This window comes from Paenibacillus sp. ACRSA (assembly GCF_022346845.1).
Lineage (GTDB): Bacteria > Bacillota > Bacilli > Paenibacillales > Paenibacillaceae > Paenibacillus.
This window is the reverse complement of sequence record NZ_JAKRNP010000016.1, coordinates 13,179-33,262: the sequence shown is the minus strand read 5'-3', so window position 1 is coordinate 33,262 and position 20,084 is coordinate 13,179. Positions and strand designations below refer to the sequence as shown.

The following is a 20,084-nucleotide window of genomic DNA, read 5'->3' as shown; positions in this document are numbered from 1 at the left end:
GCGTTTACAGTATTACAGTTTTACGATCTGACCTGTTTTCTCCGATTCGAAGGCAGCCAGGATGACTTGCAAGGAACGCAGACCCTCTTCACCAGAGATGCTTGGAGGTGTGTTCGTAACAATAGATTCTACGAATGCATCGATGACACCACTTGGTACTTGTTTCTCATTGGTAGCCATAGCGCCTACTTTGTAAGTCTCAACTGTACCGTTCGTCAATTCAACGATAACCTCGTCACCCTCTACTGTACCAATCTTCATCACACCATTCTCGCACCAAAGTACAGTACTGTTGTCTCCTGCGCGATATTGCGTCCAGCTAGCAACCAAAGTACCAATTGCACCGCTCTTCATGCGCAGCAGGCATGTTGCGTTATCGTCTACTTTCGTACCCTCTTTGTGCAATGTGCTGATGAATCCAGCAACTTCGGATACTTCATCACTCAGCAAGTAACGGATAAAGTCCGATTTGTGTACGCCCAGGTCGCCCATAGCTCCCATGATTGCTTCTTCTTTACGGAAGAACCAGCTGTCAGCGCCATCCACACTCCATGCTTCTGGTCCAGGGTGACCAAAGGAAGTACGGAAATTCAATACTTTACCCAGTCTACCGGAATCCAGAATTTCCTTCGCTTTTACGTGAGGAGGCATCAGACGTTGGTTGTGTCCTACCATAAGGAATACGTTATTTTTCTTAGCAGCTTCGATCATCTGCTCGCCTTCTTCGGTCGATACAGCCATCGGTTTTTCTACCAATACATGCTTACCAGCGTTCGCCGCAGCAATCGCCATCGGAGCATGCAGGTAGTTTGGTGTACATACACTTACCGCGTCAACCGTTTCGTTAGCAAGCAATTCTTCATAGCTGGAGTATGCCTTACCACCATAAGTTTCAGCCATTTTCTCTGCACGCTCTACGATCGGATCGGCAAAAGCGACAAGCTCAACATTTTCATTATCAGCGTATTCTGGAATATGTCTGCGCTCGGCAATGGCTCCACAGCCGAATACAGCAACTTTAATTTTACTCATGTACAAATGTCTCCTTTAACAAGTTGATTATTCTAGTATGAATGCTTAATGCTCTGATTAAAATTGGTTCAAGTAGTTCTGTTTCAGCCAGTTGTAGCTATTGGCTACGCTTTCAAGAGGTGGATTCTGACATACATCCTGTTCTACAATCAGCCACTCTACACCTGCATTGGTAGCTGCCTCAATCACGGCTGGCAGATCAACCGAACCTTGTCCCAGTTCCAGTGTTTTCATCTGACCCTGTTCGTCTTTGCTGAAATCCTTCAAGTGAAGCAGCGGCAAACGTCCCGCATATTTATTAATATACTCGATTGGATTTTGTCCCGCAAACTGAACCCAACATACATCCATCTCAACCTGTACGGACTCAGGTGTCGTTTGAGTAAACATCGCGTCAAAGGCATTCTCTTCGCCAACCTGGCCGTGGAATTCAAAATCATGGTTGTGGTAACCAAAGGTCAACCCTTGCTTCGTAACCTCTTCCCCATACCCTTGAAGTTCTGCAAATAGCTTCTTCCAGCCTTCTGCGTCCTCTGGACGATCTTCTGGCATCAAGTACGGGCAGATCATATATTGAGCCCCAATCGTTTTGAGGTAATCGATTTGTTGTTGCAGGTTCTCACGCATTGCATGCAGTGAAACGTGGCTGCTGAATCCTTTCAATCCTAGTTCGTCTAGTAGCGCTTTCATTTCTTCGGCAGGAATATCTCCATAACCAGCAAACTCCACGCCTTCATAACCAAGCTCAGCTACTTTGCGCAAAGTTCCACGGAAATCTGCTGCAGTCTCATCGCGGAGTGTGAACAATTGCAATCCAATATTACGTTTTCCCATGATATCTACACCTCTGCTCTAGAATTTGCTTTCATTGCTCTATCTGGTTTCATCCTACCTCAAAACAGGCTAGAATGAACATATACAATATCGTCAAACCATGAACTATTTGATCAAATTTTTCTGATGTGTGTTAACATGAATTTCCATGTTAACCCCAACCGTGAATTTTACGGTATGAACGTGAATGAATCATATTCTTGAGCATCATGCTACACCTACATATAGGAGGACTACATCCAATGGAAACTACAGTACTGATCTGCGACTACTCCTACCATTACAAAGCATTTAATCATAATATGAGGGGCAACTTACAGAGCTTTTTGTTCCGTCTGCAGACCGAAGGCACATGTAAGATCTATATCCAAGATGAGGAATTTACGATGACCAGTGGCGATCTTCTCTTGCTTAAGCCTGGGGATGATTATCGTCTTGTTGTAGAAGAGCCACATAAAGAGGGACGATTATCTAGTGGGGATTACTATTTATTTTGCGAGGGAAGCTGGATCGATCATTGGTGGGGGCAAACAGCGCGACCTACCCTCAGCCGAATCGGTTTAGATGACAAATTGGTTAGTCTATGGCGGAACATGCTGCTTGAAAAGCGTCGTGGCCCCCTGGAGGAAAACGCAGAGCTGAACGATGCACTCCTTCGTGGCTTATGCCTGTACATTGACCGTGCTATCAAAGAAAACATTCAGACCGACCGTTCCGTCTCCTCGGCCCTCAAACTGAAACGTTTCATCGAGGAGCATGCCACCGTAACGTTCAAACTGAAAGAGGCAGCACGATACGCGGGACTAAGCCTATCGCGTGCGGTACGCTTGTTCAAGGAGCACTATGGTCAGACCATGATCCAATATGCAATCGAGATTCGCCTGAACGCTGCACTGGAGCGTATGAAATACAGTGAAATGACATTGGAACATATTGCGGAATCCTGTGGATTCGCAAGCTATTCCTATTTCCATCGGGTCTTCCGTACACACTTCGGGATGTCACCTGCGGAGTATCGGGAATCGCAGTCCCATCCACCATTGGATCTAGAGCACGTTTGAACTAAGGTTAAGACATTCCTTAAACGCACCAAAGAGCCTTACTCCTCTAAGCTAGCTTAATCAAATAAGCTAAAGTTTAGAAGGTAGGGCTAGGTGTCGTCCTATTCTAGTCACTTTGACGATAGTATTAGACATTTTTCCAGGTTCAGTTCTTCTCCAACTAAATAGCTACACACTCTCGACTTGTTGAACATGTGTAGGATATCTGAAGCAGAGCGCACCGAACTCGTCATTCCCGATATGGTAGGCCGGATCTTCTTCAAAACCAAACCGTCGATACAACGCTACGGCATTAAGCATACTAGGACTCGTATACAAATATACAAAATCACGATTGAACGCTTTGGCGGATTCGACGCACCGATCAAGCAATGCCCGCGCAACACCATGTCCCCGCCAGTTTGGATGAACGGCAAGTAAGCGAATAAACGGATAATCAATCGGCGACTCGAAGCCGGCATATGCTTTTTGAGCTGTCTCAAACAACTGGACTGTGCCCACAATGCTTTCATCTATCCGAGCTACCCATAATTGTGCGATAGACGGGTTAAGAAGTGATTCTCTAATTTCCCCAATATACTTATCCCAGCGCTCCTTATCGTTAAACGCATGCTCATATTCGGTATAACTCGTCACAAGCACATCTACGATCTCCGCATAATCTTTCTCTTGCGCCAGCTCCACAGTTATGTTGGTTGTCAATGTTAATCCCCCTCTATAATTTCACAGGATCCATAAGTCGCTCATCGTTCATTCGTGATTAAGTTCCAGATTAAAAAGAGTACTCTTATAAAATTCCTAGTTATGAACTAAGAATTATATGTTTTTGTCATTGTAGCATGCATCTTTTACAGGTGATCATTAAATGTTTCTATTCTTAGATTGATATTTTCTATAGAGGTAGAACATATCATCTTTATTTTCGCCAAAAGTATGCGGTTCTACAATTGTCCAAGAAATAACGCAAATGATAATTCGACATATTATTCCAAAATGTTCCTTATGTGATATAGTATAAAATACCTATATTAGAGGAGTTGTTGCACGTTGAAATGGACGCTTATTAAATCGTTGCTTATTGCCAGCTTGATTAGCCCACTATTGGTATTAGGCAATTCCGCTGAGGCGAAAGACCTTCCGGAGCCCGAATGGGTGTACAACATTGACAAGGGGGAATGGAGTCTCCCTTGGAATATAATCCCTGGGGTCGTTGTGGATTCCCGAGGTAATCAGAGCCTACTTGGTTATAAAATTGTTGGAGGGAAACGTTATTTAGAAAATATAGATCCCTTATCGGGGACTCTCCGATGGTCTATCCTTGAAAATTTTGATTTTGTCCCTTCAGAAGACGGATACATTTTCATGTTCGACAAGAACAACAAAGTCAGTGCCATGAACTTAGCAACCGGTAAGAAGACATGGACGGGTACTCTACCCTTCAACAAAGATGTTGCATACCATTCCTATGAGAGTGACATGTATCCCGGTAAAAACGGAAGTCTGTATGTCGCTTCGCATTCCAAAGATTATAAAGCCACCTTATACCACTATGACTCTAATGGCCGGAGAACCAAAAAATATACATTGCCGTATTCCATCGTGGGTATAGAAGGTGACTATGTATTTGCCAAAACCTATAGTGATGACCCTAATACATACATATTGAACCTTGCTACAGGAAAAAAAATCGTTACAGCGAAGAACGGAATATCATTCATTCCGGCCAACGTGCTGGGGGATGGTACACTCGTTACTCAAAACGTTGTTAAGAACAGCTTGACACTCAAAGCTTACAATCCTAAAGGGAAATTAAAATGGACAAAAAAACTTCCATATGTAAGCGAACGAACTGAAATATTCACACTCCAGAATCGCCTTCTTTTTATGGATGGCAAAAATAATTCATTAAAGCTGTACGATTCAAATGGTAAACTGCTGGCAAACAAATCATACAAGCCCATCGCTACAGGGTATAACCGTATCCTGAGAATGATTGAAGTCTCAAGAGATCAGCAGAGTCTGATGTTCACAGTTAAAAAAGGAGGGCATTACGAAATCAACATATTGGACTCAACCAATCTGAATGTAATTAAAGCCTTCTCTGAAACAGAACAGGATTTCTATAATATTGCAAACTACGAGCTCCTCGACAACAGGACCCATTTTATTGTAGTGGACTATACAGGAAAATCGATCATGAATTACGACCTGACACGAATAGATTACTAACAAGTTATGAATAAGCAATATCGTTAGAAGAGCCGCCATCTCGTCGGAAAATGTATGTACGATACAAACTCCAACAGGTGGCGGTTTTTTATTTGTGCAACCGTTGAAGTCGTTGAACTCCCCCATGACGCCTCTCCAACAAACCTGTATAGTTAAACGTAGTATGCCTAGCACCAACCTCTTACTAATTCATACATAGCAGGAACATTCATATTTTTACGAACTGGAGCGATAGCCATGGAATCTAAACGCAAAGTTCTCATTATTGAAGATGAACAGGATATTTCACGCATTCTACGAGACTATCTGATCAAGAACAACTACGAAGCTGCGATTGCCAATAACGGTCAAGATGGATTGCACATCATGGATATGCTGCAGCCAGATTACATCATTCTAGACATTATGCTCCCAGATCTGGACGGGATTGAGGTCTGCCGTGAGATTCGGCGCCGTAACCATATTCCGATATTAATATTAAGTGCGAGAGGCAGCGATACGGATAAGGTGCTGGGGTTAGGCTTTGGCGCTGATGATTATATGACCAAACCTTTCTCGCTCAGTGAGTTACTGGCTCGGATCAACGCACACTTCCGCAGATATGATCGTCTGACAACGGAACGTGTCTCTACCGATCTGTTGCGGCTGTCTAACCTCGTCATTGATAAGAAGGGCTACAAAGTAACGTTAGATGATCAAGAGGTCTCCCTCTCTGCCAAAGAATTTGAGTTACTTTACTATCTAGCGAGCAACAAAAACCAGGTTTTCTCAAAGTCGCAGCTTCTAGATGCGATCTGGGGTTACGCTGCTTATGGAGACGAGAATACCGTTACCGTGTATATCCGCAGATTAAGAGAAAAAATTGAAGCAGACCCTTCCGAACCTCGTCTTCTGAAAACGGTTTGGGGTGTCGGCTACAAGTTCAACCATGAGTAAGCCAAAGGGAGGCACTGAAATGTCACTGCATATGTGGTCTACACGTTGGCTACGTATATCCTTCATTCTGCTAATCACTTTGATTACATGCAGTCTAATTCTTTTTGTAAATCTGCTTCTGGACAGACAAAATAACAACTTCAATCTATCCATCAATCAGGTACGGCTTACCGTTAATCCCCTTCTTCTTGAACTTGAGCAGAAGCAACCGCAGTTAACGGATCAGGTAACCCAGGGTCATTTGAGATCTCTGGCGCAAGAGAACGGGGTGGGGCTAACCTATGTTGGATTGGATGGTGTCGTGGTCGTATCTTCTACCCCTTCCTTGGAGGGCACGCAGCTGAATCTTCAATCTGTACTGCATTATGATCTGAATCAAGCGGCACAGGTTATGGATGAAAAGAAATCACTCAACATAACCTTTCCAGTCATTGATGAACGACAAGGAAGCCAGATCGGCAATGCCATCTTTACAGTCCCCCTATCTATGGTTGTGGTTGACCAACCGCCCACCTCCGCCTTTTGGGTCATGGTCACGTTAGCTGGCGCCGCCCTTATTCTAGGGATTTGTCTCATAGCTATACAACGAAAGCTCAATAAGCACCTGCTCTCTCCGATCAGCCAGTTGAAAGAACACGCCGAGTCCATTCTCAAAGGGAAGTACGATCAGCCTATTCAATACTCCCGAGTAGATGAAATGGGTGAATTATACGCTATGCTTGATCTGATGCGCGCGGAGATTATGCATCTGAGTACAGAGCGTATACGTCAGGAACGAGCACAGAAAGAGCTTATTACGAATATATCGCACGATCTCAAAACCCCCATTACAACCGTTAAAGCATACATAGAGGCTATTTTGGAAGGTCTGTGTTCCGATGAACAAACATTGATGGAGTATATGGAGGTCATGCGAACCCATACGGATAAAACGGCTAGATTGGTTGAAGATCTGCTTGTTCACGCTTTGCAGGAGCTAGGTCAGATCTCGGTCGAGCCTCGCGAAGTCTACAGCCTTGCCACCTTTCAACATATGTTACAGCCCATTGCACACATGGTGGAAATGAAGGGTCTTAATTATGAAGCACCGGCATCGATTCCTAATGTACTTATGCAGATTGATTCGACGAGAATGGAGCAGGTTCTATCCAACATCGTATTCAATGCTCTTAAACATACCGTTCCCGGAGATACGATTCGGATTATGACCGAGCTGAATGCTGAACAATTTAAACTGACTATTGCAGATACAGGGCAAGGTATCCAGGCTCAGGATATGCCTTTTATATTTGAACGATATTTTAAGGGCGCGACTTCTCCTTCTAACTCGTATGTACAGGAGGGAACGGGTCTTGGTCTATCCATTTGCAAGAGTATTGTTGAAGCACATGGAGGTCAGATCACTTTTTCGAGCAAAGAAGGACAAGGTACGATTTTTCAAATTCTTCTGCCCATATGTTAACTAATGACCATGTAATACTTTATTCATAATTAGATAAGACTTCCTCAATGTGTCTCCCTTAAACTAATTAATAGAGGTAGTTCAAAGAATACGCTTTTGATTACGAAGGATGCCTTGCGGCACCATCAGCGTCGAATATGGGATTCAGCCGAAATGAGTGGATGCTTACGAAGTTTGTTTCCTTTGGAAACAATTTAGTTGCTCACGTAGTTTCCCTACGCTAAGCTACTCCATTTCTATCTTCATCCCATCTTCTCGGTACTGAAAACCACCCTTTTTGAACTGACATTAAAATGAATCATAGGGAGTGATCTTCTTGGTCAAGACAGCCATTATACGCGCTCAAAACTTATGCAAAACCTACAATACGGGTAGTGAGCAGTATCATGCTATACGTAATGTTGATCTGGATATATACGAAGGCGATTTCACCGTAATCATGGGCAACTCGGGCTCAGGCAAGTCTACCCTGTTGTACCTGCTAAGCGGATTGGATCAGGTAACCGCAGGTGAGATGTATTTCCGGGATCAACGCATTGACGCTTATACCGAACGGGAAATGTCTGAATTCCGCACCCGTCGAATCGGTTATATCTATCAAAGTATCAATCTTGTCCCAGACCTCTCGATCCAACAAAACATCGCATTACCTGGTTATATCGCCGGTTCCAAGAGGAGTGAGGTCACTGCCAGAGCAAGTCAATTGATGACAGCCATGGATATCAATGAACAGCATCATCGCCTTCCCTCTGAAACGTCCGGTGGACAACAACAACGAGCTGCCATTGCACGTGCACTAATTAACTCACCTGATATGTTATTTGCAGATGAACCCACGGGTAGTCTGAACTATGAGCACGGCCAGGCTGTCCTAGATATCTTGAGCGATATCAACCGCAAGGGACAATCGGTCGTTATGGTTACTCATGATATTAAGGCTGCATGTCGTGCAGACCGAATTATTTTCATCCGAGATGGTAAGGTAGCAGGTATTCTGGAGTTCAGCAAATATGACGAAGAGCAGGTCCAAGATCGGGAATCGATGATCTTCAGTTTTGTGTCGAGGAAGGAATAGCATATGACGATCATGTGGCGATTGAGTCTTTCTTACCTCCGGAAAAACAAAACGCAAAATGGATTTAGCACGCTCCTCATTCTCTTATCCACGTTACTTGTAGCAACAGCCGTCATTATTCTGGCGAATACCGGCAATTTATTTAAGGAAATGCATGATCGTGCCCATGGCTCCCATCAGATTCTCACTTTTGAGAAAGACCTGAATGATCCTCAGGATGTATATGGTTGGTGGCATGCACAAGAACACATTGATGTCTCTCCGTTACTACAGTACCGGACACTGTCAGGAATTACGTTTGACGGCTTGGATATCCCAAATCTCTATCTATACATGATCAATACGCCTGCTCCCCCATGGGATGTGGATAAACTCATATTTGCCAGCGGATTGCAACCGATTTTGCCTGAGCAAGGTTCGGTCTGGATCCCTACCTCAATGGCTAACTCATACCATATCACAATTGGCGATACGATAAGCTTCAGAGCAGGCTCCACTAACCTCAATCTGAAGGTTTCCGATATTGTCGTAGATGTTCCTTACGGTGCCCCATTCACCAATACTGCACGGGTCTGGATGAATCCAACAGATTATCAACATGATGTTCAGACACTCGCAGGAAATGATAATTATATGTTCGGTATTCATTTTGATGATTACAGCACGAATTCACGTTATTGGGAGAAGTATAACCTTGAGCATGACGTCCCTTTTCTGGAGACTAAGATGGAATTTGAAAGCATATCCTCCTTCTATCTGATTATTAATCAGATTATTGGGTTCATTATGATTTTCCTCGGCGTCGTGATGCTGGTTATCGCTCTCGTTACGATTGGGTTCACAATCTCCGATGCAATTTTGGCTAACTATAAAACGATCGGGATCCTCAAATCGCTAGGCCTGACTTCCCATAAGATGATTGGCACGTATGTTATACAATACGCCATATTATCTCTAGTCGCCATTCTTCCTGGGCTTATGCTAAGTGTGTGGATATCCAAACCGTTAATCAGTATCTCGGTGTCCTCGCTCAGAGCTGGTGGTGGCGATATTTCAGTGCAGGGAATTGGTGCAGCACTGCTTGTTGGTGCATTTCTCTTCGCTATGGTCATCTTGTTCGTTATGCTCTATGCCAAAAAAGCACGACATATTGAACCTGTGCAGGCCATTCGTTATGGGATGTCCGAAGCTGACCATATTCGCATCGCTCAACGGATGAATACAACGTTCTTCCGTGCGATCGGGTTCTCACGATATCCAGTCTCTGTCGTTATTGGCTTTCGTAATCTGATGAAGAACATACGTAGCTCTGCTCTTATACTGCTACTCACGATGATGGCATCAGCTGTACTCGTTCTTGGTTATGTCGTTGTAACGAGTGTCAGTGGGATATACCAGACAGCTGCTAAATGGGGGTATGATAATGCCAACATCGCAGCCGTAGTGGTGAATAAGAGTCATTTTTCCCTAGATAAGCTAGAGCAAGTATTAGAACAAGATAATCGCATCCAGAATGTGGGCTGGCAAGGGAATACATCCGGGGTCATCCGCCCTGACACTTCGATCAATCCGCAGAGTCAATCCACGAGTCTGTTTCTAAGTGTGCTGGATGGGAGCTATGATCAGCTTGGGTTTGAGAATCTAAGAGGATCTAATCCTCGGCTGGAGAATGAAATTTCAATCGGTGTAAATATAGCCAAAACGTATCATAAGGATCTCGGTGATCTCATTGATATCTACATTGAAGGAAAGAAACGTACTTTCGTGATCACGGGTGTCTATCAAGCCATTGCCAACATGTCCGTCTCCGGACGAATCACCATGGATGCGATGCATAGCGTGAATTCCAATTATAATGATGTGGATGTTGTTTTTATCAATGTGAAGGATCCGGTTCAAGTAGAACCTGTTGTCCATGCGTTGAATGAGCAATTCAAGGATTCTACTTCTGTTGTTACCCAGAAAACGCTGCTTGATTCCGTATATGCTGAAGCGGCAGACATTCTGGTCTATCCGATGACTCTAATCGGGCTACTGTTTATTCTAGTTACATTTATCATTATCTTTAGCACATGCCGGATCAGCATTCGTAAGGAAACCAGAACGTATGGCATATATAAATCCATTGGTTTAACGTCAAGCCAAATTCGTTTGTCGATTGCCATGGGCATTGTCGTGTTGTCGTCCGTGGGCGCCATACTAGGAATTGTCATAGGCATATATGTGCTACCTGTTCTTCTGGAGCTTGTCCTTTCTGGATACGGAATCGTAGAGCTTCCCCTTATTTTGAACTGGGCTGGAATCCTATTATTCGCCTGCCTTACCATACTTGCCGCAGCATATGGTTCATGGGTGTCTTCACGAGTTATCCGTCATTCCTCTCCGCGCAATCTGGTGATTGAATAAGAAAAATAAAGAAACAGAAGAAGCCCTCTCGCCTCCTTATTAGGGACGAAAGGGCTTTTCGTACGACTACTCTGTGGAAGAACCCGGACTCGTAATATTTATCTTCACCTTATACGTAATCGGCACGGTACTGAAGACTTCATCCCAGTCATCTTTGACCTTTTTCCACACTTTCGGGTATTTGATCCGTAAGCTATCACGGAAATCAGCAACGTCTACTTTGTAGGTATGTTGAAGTTTATGGAGCACCTGATCAATTTGTTGTTCGGCCATATCCGTAAAATTCTTCTCTAGTTCTCGAAGGTAAGCTCCCTTCTCTTCTTCTTCAGGCGCACGCCAATCCTCCATCAGCCAACCTTCAGATTCCGCCTTCACGTCAAATGAGATATCGTTCCCCACCACTTTAGGTGTAATTTTAGTTTTTTTCTTCTTGATCTCATATAACACAGTGAAGCCTTGTTTGTTATATGTCTTAATGACACCACCTCGTTCTTTGGACATAAGCCACGATAACCCTTCCAGATCAGTTTGGTTCAGCTCACCAATAAATTTGGTAGTTTCCCCCTTAAAAATGCTAGCTCCAGAGAATTTGTCCTCACCTTTAAAACTAAGTACGTTCTGTAACAAAAAACTGGAACCAGATTGCATCTGAGCGTCTAACTTGGTTAACGGTACAGGCTCCATAATTTTGTTGGACAAGTACGAGTTATTGCTAATCCCCGTGAGGTAAAAAGCTGGAATTCGTGTAGGATCGTCTGAAGTGAGCACATCAATAGCACGATGATGGCTAATCAATACCAGACAATTTGGGCGAATATCATTATCCCGAAGTACAAAATCAAGCAGTTGATCCAAACCATATTTCTTCGCAATATCCTTCGATATTACGATGACCTTAAGATGATGTCCGATGAGTGGACGATCTCGTCGTAATGCAAACTGGCGAAAGATCTGCAGCATCGAATCTCCTGTTAGCTGTTCATTGGAATAAGAAGTTTTACCCGCAGCGGGAGAGCCCGATTGTCCACTTTTTTGACCACTCGCATACCCTGGGGCGATCTGAACCGTTGCAGTCACCACTTTCTGCTTCGCATAATCCCCCCCTTGAGCTGCGACATTCTTCTCAAATTCTGTCTCTTGGGCGACATCAATACCTAGCCCTACATATAGACTTAATTCCTCTATCTCCCTACTGCTCCAACAGCCGGATAACAGTAACAGAACACATAAGCTAGTGATTGTACGTACAAGCATATGGAATCGAATCATATATGTTGACCCCCTTTTTTGCGAATCAAACTTACTACCAACAACACCAGAGGTAAGATAGCAAATAAAAACACAGATGCATTGCCCAGCATATCTCCTAGTGCAAAGGTCTGATCCACATTTTTGGGCATCAATGCAGTGATATAGATAAACGGAAGCAGTGCATACATAATGACTTGCATCTTTTTCGCACGAAATAAATCACGTATCCCCACTGAAGCGCAGTAATGGGTAATAACTGTTGTTGAGAAAATCTGCATAATCCAAATTACGAGCAATAAGGATTCGAAACGCTCAAATATTAGTCCTTGAATCTCGAAGCTTCTCACCAAATCGAGCGTCGGCCATGTTCTCGTTTTGATCCCATCCAGCGACAGACTACCCACAACCATAACAACGGTAATCAAATAAACGATGGTGGAAATCATCAATCCCCATGTCATCGCCTTATTGCTTTTTTTCGGATTTTGCATATAAGCAGTTATGACAAACATCACCTCGTAACCTGTATAAGATAATAAGGAGGGTTTCAATCCTTTAAGTACGGGCATGATCCCCTCTCCAAGTACGGGTCGCAGGTTGCCAATCTCGAATAACTGATTACTAAGCAAAATTTCCATCACAAATATTAGCAATGTGATTGGCAAAATAATTTCAAATACACGCACAATAACGACAAGACCACCAGAAATCAGATAGATACCTATCCACATAAAAACCATTACGATCGCCCAAGTGGGTGTACGTTCAAGCAGATACATTCCCGTTACATCCGCCATAACTCTAATCTCGAATGCAGCAATAATCGTGAAATACAGAATCATGGCACATCCCAATATGTAAGCAATCCAGCTCCCCGTGATCTCGCGGGTGAACTGGAAGACGGTCTTCCCTGGAAAGCGGCGGCACAAAGTGACCAGGATAATACCAATGCCTGTAACGATCAGTCCAGCCAAAATAATGGAAATCCAGACATCTGGTGTTCCAACAGCTTTACTGGTCGTACGAGGTAACGTCAAGATCCCGGCACCCAGCATGTAATTGACAATAATTACAACGGCCTGCGTTGTCGTGATTTTGCCTAGAGGGCTATCTTCATTCAATGCATTTCACCTCCAGCCCTTTTGTAAAATAACTTATTTTTTACGATCCTCATCTATTGGATTAGTCATAATTGGGCGTTTACGCATCATATTGAGCGGAGCACGGATGAAGAAATCCTTCCATTCACCCAGGTGATATGGAACCGCTGGTGCAACATATGGTACGCCGAAGCTTGAGAGTCGCGACAGATGTGTACACACGAGTAGAAAGAACATAACTACCCCGAATAATCCGAGTACAGCTGCGCTAAACATCGCGGCAAACCTTAAAATCCGCAGTGTTAAACCGGCGCTGTACACCGGAATCGTAAAGGAAGATATCGCCGTAACCGCCACGACAATAACGAGGAACTGACTTATAATTCCCGCCTGTACAGCAGCTTGACCTATAATTAGACCGCCTACGATACCCATCGCAGGTCCAATCGGTTTAGGCAGACGAATTCCTGCTTCTCTCAGAATCTCAATGGAGAGTTCCATAATTAATACCTCAATGAGGGAAGGAAATGGTACTCCTGTCCGTGTCTCGATTATCGTCAATACCAGTTTGGTTGGAATAAGCCCGGGATGGAATGAAATAAAAGAGATATAGAGAGCAGGAGCAAGCAAGGCAAGCATAGCGGACATAAAACGCAACATTCTCAGAAAAGTGCCAGGAATCCAGCGCTCGTAATAATCCTCAGGCGATTGAAGCAGCATGCTAAAGGTCACAGGCACTACCAAGACAAAGGGTGTCCCATCCAGCAAAATAGCTACCCTGCCTTCAAGCAAAGCGCCCATCACCCGGTCAGGTCTTTCCGTGTTCAAGATTTGTTGGAAAGGACTAAGTGTACTATCTTCAATAAGTTGTTCCACATAACCTGATTCGAGCATATCATCCATATCCATCTCTTGAATTCGCTTCTGTACTTCAGCTACAAGCTTAGGATCAGCAATATCCTGAATATAAGCAATCGCCAGATCTTTTTTGACACGTGTGCCTACTTCATATTTTTGAATAAATAAACTCTGATTACTGCCATGTCGACGCAAAATCCCTGTATTATCGCTTAACTCCTCTGTAAAACCGATACGAGGACCGCGAAGTAGGCCTTCGGATAACGGCTCGTCTACACCACGCGTTTTCCCCTTAGCCGTTCCAATTAACATGGCTCCAGGTAGCCCATCCACCAACAATGCATTTTTGCCTAACAGTACACCAATAGACAGTTCCTGAAGTGATGTCGTCTCCTGCACTTGGCTTACAGGAAGCAGTTGTTCCTTCAAATACGTCGCCAGGAAGTCAGCGTTATTATGTTGTACAAACTCCTCCTGAGTCTGCTCAGGTACACCTTCAAACATCAATGATTTAATAAGGTATTCATCCATTAAATTTATATCTGTGAGACCTTCGGTAAACATGACAGCAACCCGTGTATTCGTACCTCTAATCGTGAATTCTCGAAGATGCACATCTGCATTTTTACCAAAGGTTTCTTTAATACTGATCAGATCTGTATCGTATTTACCGGTTATTTTAATATTGGCATAGTGTCCTGTCTCCGTTCCGCTCCCTACCCCTGCGGCGGCTGGTGAGATATCCTTTGGGGATACCGACGGTTTATTGGAGCGAGTGAAGCTACCACGCTTGATCGAAGCATTGATCCACCGTGTAGTCAGGGTAATGCCAATGGGAATGATAATGACCAAGAAGGCCTGAATCCATACTGACCATTCGGGCACATAGGAAACAATGGTAGACCACATATTCTCACCCCAACATTTCTCTGCATGATAAGCTGCAGGTATTCGAAAGTATTGTGTCCCCGTTTCCACACAAACATTCCCGTTTTTGTAAACCTTCGTAGAGCGAAGCAATGTTGCATAACTTCAAAGCTTATGAATGAGTATCATGGCAAGATCAAGATGAGGACTATGAAAAAGAAAAGTGTACTGTCTCGTCTCGTTCGACTAATAATACACAGCAAAAAACGGTTCCCCTCAAGGAACCGCATCCATTATTCAAGTCATATATTTTTATAAAATCAACCTATGTAACTCAATGGCATGCCAGATATAGCATAATTGAATCTGCAATCGGACACTTCCTTGCGATTCATCACACGATTTTGGTTACTTGCTGCGCCTTGGCATCGAGTAATTGAGCAGATTCAGCAATCGACGTAAAATCATTCAAGGCGATCTCAATCCTCTCTTTACTCTGTTCCACGTAATCTTCAACCTTCTGAGTTCCGCCCGCAATATTTCCGATCTCTTTGGTAATGCCGGTAACGCTATCACGTATTTCATTAATTGAGTTCTCTACAATCCCCGATAGCTTCTTCACTTCTTTGGCAACAATATCGAACCCTCTACCATACTCTCCCGCGTGTGCAGCCTCGATCGCTGCATTCAAGGCGAGTAACTGTGTCTGTGATGCAATTTCACGGATGGTCTGTACCACCCCTTGAATCGATCCTGCTTGTTCCTGTAAATGACTCAATGTCATGCGGTTATGAGCGGACACCTCTGAAATATATGAAATACTGGACATTAATTCCTGACTACGTCCGATTCCTCCATCTGCCTGCTCGCTCAGCTCATGTGACATCGTTTTCAATTCATGAACCACTGTTGATAAATTGTTCTGGCGATTAGTGATATTAGTCGCTATTTTGGATACACCGAGTATTTTCTGATTATTCTCATCATAAACAGGCATATAGGTAGCCTCAAGCCACACGGAATTGCCGTTTGCATCCTTACGTTCTACCTTATCCTGAAAGCTCACTCCACTGAAAATACTACCCCAGAAGGCCTCATATTCCACACTGTTCACAAAGCTTCCAAAACAGAGTTGTTCATGTTGCATGCCGTACATCTCTTCTTTTTGATAGCCCATCGTTGTGGCAAATACATCATTCACATATGTAACCTTGCGTTTCATATCGAATCGAATAATCGCCAAACTCTTCTCCATCGCTTTGATCACTAACTCATCCGTCACAACATCTTTTTTCATCACATCAACTATAGACACGCCATATCCCCCACTCTAATCCTATGATAGAAAGCTCTTACAATAACAGGTAAAGGCTAAAATAAAACTTCATATAATATGTATCTCTATTATTTTAAGATAACTATATTAATGATACCCGGATTCGGGACTTTTGGATCACTTATTCACCTGATTTCGTAACAATTATTTTTACAAACAGAAGATCGATATCGAACATAAAAGATCGTTGGCTTGATCATACAATAGCATTTCGATTAGTACCAATACTTTAATTCGCTCATCGTCTTAAATAACTTAGGTTAAAAACCGACAATAAAAAAAGGGGATTTTTGTGATAAATCTCACTTATTGGTCAGGGGGAATAGGTATATGTTTAAAGGTTTAAAGAAAAAGGTTCGTGTTGGCCTACTGCTTCTTGTCGCCACCGCCTTTGTTATTCAAGGGGCTACAGTCGGAACGCCTGTGGTTCAAGCAGCCGACAATGTGATTAAGGCAACCGATTTTGGGGTCAAAAGTAATTCAAAAAATGCACAAACGAAGGAAATTCAAAATGCATTGAAGTATTTCTATGATCGAGGAATGGAAGGAACCGTTTATTTTCCAAAAGGTACATACTATGTCGATGAGTCTATTCGGTTATATGCCGGAGTTAGTCTGACCGGTGATGGGATTGGGCAAACCATTTTCAAAAAAACAGGCTCTTCTAGCCAATATGTCATCGGTAATCCGATTCTCCGTAATCAATCCAATCGTATCAACGTAAAAATCTCCAATCTGACCATTGATGCCGATCGTGAAAATCGGGAAGCTCGCGGCGCTAGTCAGGTGGGTGGAATCATTATTGATATTCCGGTCTCCCACCTCACACTTGACCAGATTGAAATCCGAGATACAACCATTGGTGCCCTGCTACGTAGAACGAAAGATTCCGAGATCACCAACAGTCGCTTTGATCGCAACAATGGACATGCCATTGCGACAGGACACGAAAGCTTCCCAGCTGGTGAGTTCAGCAACGTTCAAATTATAAACAATCAAATTACAAATTCGGGCGGCGGTAGTGGAATTAACCTGTCTCGCGCAACCAATACCACCGTGTCTGGCAATCAGATCATTAACCGTACCCACCAATCAGACGGCTATGCTGGTATTCGTATCCCTAATGACGGTGCCAACAACACCATTACAAACAATGTGATTGAGAACTATCCACGGGGTATCTTTGTACTAACAGGAGCAACCGGAAATAACGTATTCGGAAATATAATCAAAAATGCCTCTCTTCAAGGTCTCTTGGTGCAGGCAAGTGGTAATACCTTTACAGACAATGAATTCATCCAAACTAACACTTCGCTTAAACCAGATGCGGTTATTCGTCTAGACGGCTCCAACCAGAACAAAGTGATTGGTAATGAGATGACAACCCATTCCGGTTTCTCCATTACCGCTATCCGTCTTACCAACTCTAGCTCGAATGAAATTAAGAACAATATTACTGATACCTCCGGCAAGTCTATCAGTATTGAGGGTGGAAGCGGCAACGTAAATACAGGTAACCGTAATCGCTAAGCTAAGGGACAGACGTAATTCAGAGAGCAATATAGTACACAGTAAACAGAGAACAAAATAGCAGAATATTAACCAAAGAGTAATACAGAAATATAAAAACATGCATCAGATGCTGATGTGAGTAGCGAATAGCCTATACAACAAGTAACATCATAAGATCCCCTCTGCTACCTTTATGGGAGCAGGGGATTTTGTTTTCATTTGGTGAATTCATTAATAACAATAATATAAGTATCAAATATGGTAAAATTAAACTATACATACATGAGAGGGGAGATTATCATGACACTCCGATTAAAAGGGGCTTTATTGGCGATGTTCATCGTGTTGCTTACCGCGGTTACGGGATGCGATAATTCGAAAGAGGTGAACCAGGCAATCCAAGCTGGCGAAACATACAAAAAGGTGGAATACACCGTTTCATATCATGAGGATATTTTCTCAGAAGAGTCGATCCTTGAACGGAATAAATTAATCAAGCCATATCTTACAGACGAGTATTATTCCAAAGCCGAGCTTAATCGTTATACAACGTTGCCCTTTCTTATTGTACAGAAGCAGCAATTATCCCTAAAGCCCGAAAATCTTGCGTTCGAACCACTGAATCAGCCAACTGAAAACACGTACGATCTGCATTATACATTAGACTTTGTACTGCTTGACCAGGATGAGAACGAGGTTAAACGGGTTCCGAGCAAAGGGTTGCTCACGATGATGAAAGTGGATGGTAAATGGCTTGTTCAAGCCGATGAGCCCGATTGGAAAGTCTCTGCGGAACTTAGTCAATGAGTTATACATGCCTATCGTTAGTGTTTCCCAAAGCCGTCCTCACACGTAATGTTTGAACTAAGAATATTGTTAAGACTTTGTTTCGCATGTTCTAACTTGAGCTGAGCCTCTTCAATTTCAGATATTTTCTCTTTAAGAATAGATATTTGTTCGCTTTCGGAGAACCCATTCTTCGAGATCATGGACTCTATATCCTGAATCGTAAATCCAACGGCCAAGCATTGCTTAACAACTTCCAAGTGCTGAATGATATCTGGGGTATATATGCGATAGTTATTCTGATCTCTCAGCACATACTCCTCGGTAATAATACCAACCTTCTCATAGTAACGGAGCGTTGATATGGGAAGGTTGATTCGTTTAGATACTTCGTTAATTTTCACTCAAGTCACCCTCATTTCATTTGCTTGCTATAAAGTATACTTCATAGTTTAGACTCCTCATAGTGAGATGAATTACAAAGTTAACACCTCACTATTATGCCTATAGAGGAGAGAAACCTACATGAATACAACGACTGACCACTTTAGCAAAACAAATGATTTTAACTCGATCGTTCTAGAACGTCGTTCAGTGAAAGAATACGATCCCGAAGTAAAAATTTCCCGCGAAGAAATGACGGAAATCTTGTCGAAGGCTTCCCGTGCTCCATCTGCTATCAACATGCAGCCATGGCGTTTCCTCGTTATTGACAGTGCTGAAGGGAAACAGAAAATTGCACCCCTAGCCTCGTTTAACCAGACGCAGGCACTAACCTCTTCGGCTCTTATTGCCGTATTCTATGATGCCCACAACATCGAATACATGGAAGAGATTTTCAGTAAATCTGTGGAGCTTGGTTATATGCCGCAAGAGATCAAGGAGATGCAGATCGGGCAGGCTAAACCGTATTATGATAGCTTGAGCACATCTGATCTGCGTGATATCAACCTGATTGACTCTGGACTCATTGCCATGCAGCTCATGCTTGTTGCCCGTGCTCATGGTTACGACACCAACCCTATGGCTGGTTACGATAAAGATCAGATCGCCGAAGTCTTTGGCCTAGATAAAGCCAGATTCCAGCCTGTCATGCTGATCTCCATCGGTAAAGCAGCCAAAGCAGGATATCCTTCCTATCGCCTCTCGGTTGATACGATTACAACTTGGGCTTGAATCAAGATTACTCTTGATTCAAAGGAACTCTTGATTAAGGCTAGTCTTGATTCAGACGTACTTTTCAAGAGAGTTATTACCTACTGTCAATGTCGAAGACAAGGAACGCAACCTAGCTTATAGTTAATATAAAAGTTGAATAACAATCATATAACTATCGCAA

General features: G+C 43.2%; 17 protein-coding genes. 9 read left to right on the top strand and 8 right to left on the bottom strand.

Annotated elements, in window-relative coordinates:
- Positions 1–12: 12 nt before the first annotated feature.
- Positions 13–1,032 carry a Gfo/Idh/MocA family protein gene (locus MH215_RS25985; protein ID WP_239293903.1) on the bottom strand — a complete coding sequence of 340 codons (1,020 nt, stop codon included), beginning with the start codon at positions 1,030–1,032 and terminating at the stop codon, positions 13–15.
- A 57-nt stretch (positions 1,033–1,089) separates the two neighbouring features.
- On the bottom strand, positions 1,090–1,866 hold the full coding sequence (locus MH215_RS25980; RefSeq protein WP_239293902.1) for a sugar phosphate isomerase/epimerase family protein: 777 nt from the start codon (positions 1,864–1,866) through the stop codon (positions 1,090–1,092).
- Between the two features lie 242 nt (positions 1,867–2,108).
- Here MH215_RS25980 and MH215_RS25975 point away from each other — a divergent pair, with 242 nt between their 5' ends.
- Entirely contained in the window at positions 2,109–2,927 is an 819-nt protein-coding gene (locus MH215_RS25975) for an AraC family transcriptional regulator (protein ID WP_239293901.1), read from the top strand.
- A 168-nt stretch (positions 2,928–3,095) separates the two neighbouring features.
- Here the strand turns inward: MH215_RS25975 and MH215_RS25970 are convergent, their stop codons facing one another.
- Positions 3,096–3,629, bottom strand: a complete 534-nt coding sequence (locus MH215_RS25970; RefSeq protein WP_239293900.1) for a GNAT family N-acetyltransferase — start codon at positions 3,627–3,629, stop codon at positions 3,096–3,098.
- Positions 3,630–3,974: 345 nt separating this feature from the next.
- On the opposite strand from MH215_RS25970, the gene MH215_RS25965 reads away from it, so the two are divergent.
- The 5 genes from MH215_RS25965 (at position 3,975) to MH215_RS25945 (ending at position 11,035) form a co-directional block, all read left to right on the top strand.
- A complete protein-coding gene (locus tag MH215_RS25965; RefSeq protein ID WP_239293899.1) occupies positions 3,975–5,156 on the top strand; it encodes a hypothetical protein in 1,182 nt (393 codons plus the stop codon).
- Between the two features lie 237 nt (positions 5,157–5,393).
- The gene (locus MH215_RS25960) at positions 5,394–6,092 is read left to right on the top strand and encodes a response regulator transcription factor (protein WP_239293898.1); all 699 of its coding nucleotides are present in this window, start codon (positions 5,394–5,396) and stop codon (positions 6,090–6,092) included.
- A gap of 19 nt (positions 6,093–6,111) precedes the next feature.
- Positions 6,112–7,554, top strand: coding sequence for a sensor histidine kinase (locus tag MH215_RS25955; RefSeq protein ID WP_239293897.1), 1,443 nt, complete (start codon positions 6,112–6,114; stop codon positions 7,552–7,554).
- Between the two features lie 316 nt (positions 7,555–7,870).
- Complete coding sequence (locus tag MH215_RS25950; protein WP_239293896.1) at positions 7,871–8,629, top strand: ABC transporter ATP-binding protein; 759 nt, start codon at positions 7,871–7,873, stop codon at positions 8,627–8,629.
- 3 nt (positions 8,630–8,632) lie between these two features.
- A complete protein-coding gene (locus tag MH215_RS25945; protein WP_239293895.1) occupies positions 8,633–11,035 on the top strand; it encodes an ABC transporter permease in 2,403 nt (800 codons plus the stop codon).
- Between the two features lie 66 nt (positions 11,036–11,101).
- On the opposite strand, the gene MH215_RS25940 is transcribed toward MH215_RS25945, so the two are convergent.
- The 4 genes from MH215_RS25940 to MH215_RS25925 form a co-directional block, all read right to left on the bottom strand.
- Positions 11,102–12,304, bottom strand: coding sequence for a Ger(x)C family spore germination protein (locus tag MH215_RS25940; RefSeq protein WP_239293894.1), 1,203 nt, complete (start codon positions 12,302–12,304; stop codon positions 11,102–11,104).
- A complete protein-coding gene (locus MH215_RS25935; RefSeq protein ID WP_275446340.1) occupies positions 12,301–13,407 on the bottom strand; it encodes a GerAB/ArcD/ProY family transporter in 1,107 nt (368 codons plus the stop codon). The genes MH215_RS25940 and MH215_RS25935 overlap by 4 nt, the downstream gene beginning before the upstream one ends.
- Positions 13,408–13,440: 33 nt before the next feature.
- Entirely contained in the window at positions 13,441–15,153 is a 1,713-nt protein-coding gene (locus tag MH215_RS25930; protein WP_239293893.1) for a spore germination protein, read from the bottom strand.
- 352 nt (positions 15,154–15,505) lie between these two features.
- The gene (locus MH215_RS25925) at positions 15,506–16,426 is read right to left on the bottom strand and encodes a methyl-accepting chemotaxis protein (protein ID WP_239293892.1); all 921 of its coding nucleotides are present in this window, start codon (positions 16,424–16,426) and stop codon (positions 15,506–15,508) included.
- Positions 16,427–16,777: 351 nt separating this feature from the next.
- On the opposite strand from MH215_RS25925, the gene MH215_RS25920 reads away from it, so the two are divergent.
- Positions 16,778–17,977 (top strand): right-handed parallel beta-helix repeat-containing protein, encoded by a 1,200-nt coding sequence (locus MH215_RS25920; protein ID WP_239293891.1) that lies wholly within the window; start codon positions 16,778–16,780, stop codon positions 17,975–17,977.
- Positions 17,978–18,259: 282 nt separating this feature from the next.
- The gene (locus MH215_RS25915; protein WP_239293890.1) at positions 18,260–18,766 is read left to right on the top strand and encodes a hypothetical protein; all 507 of its coding nucleotides are present in this window, start codon (positions 18,260–18,262) and stop codon (positions 18,764–18,766) included.
- A 17-nt stretch (positions 18,767–18,783) separates the two neighbouring features.
- Here MH215_RS25915 and MH215_RS25910 read toward each other — a convergent pair whose 3' ends face one another.
- Positions 18,784–19,149 (bottom strand): helix-turn-helix domain-containing protein, encoded by a 366-nt coding sequence (locus tag MH215_RS25910; RefSeq protein ID WP_239293889.1) that lies wholly within the window; start codon positions 19,147–19,149, stop codon positions 18,784–18,786.
- Positions 19,150–19,270: 121 nt separating this feature from the next.
- Between MH215_RS25910 and MH215_RS25905 the strand changes: the two genes are divergently transcribed.
- Positions 19,271–19,921, top strand: a complete 651-nt coding sequence (locus MH215_RS25905; protein ID WP_239293888.1) for a nitroreductase family protein — start codon at positions 19,271–19,273, stop codon at positions 19,919–19,921.
- Positions 19,922–20,084: the final 163 nt, after the last annotated feature.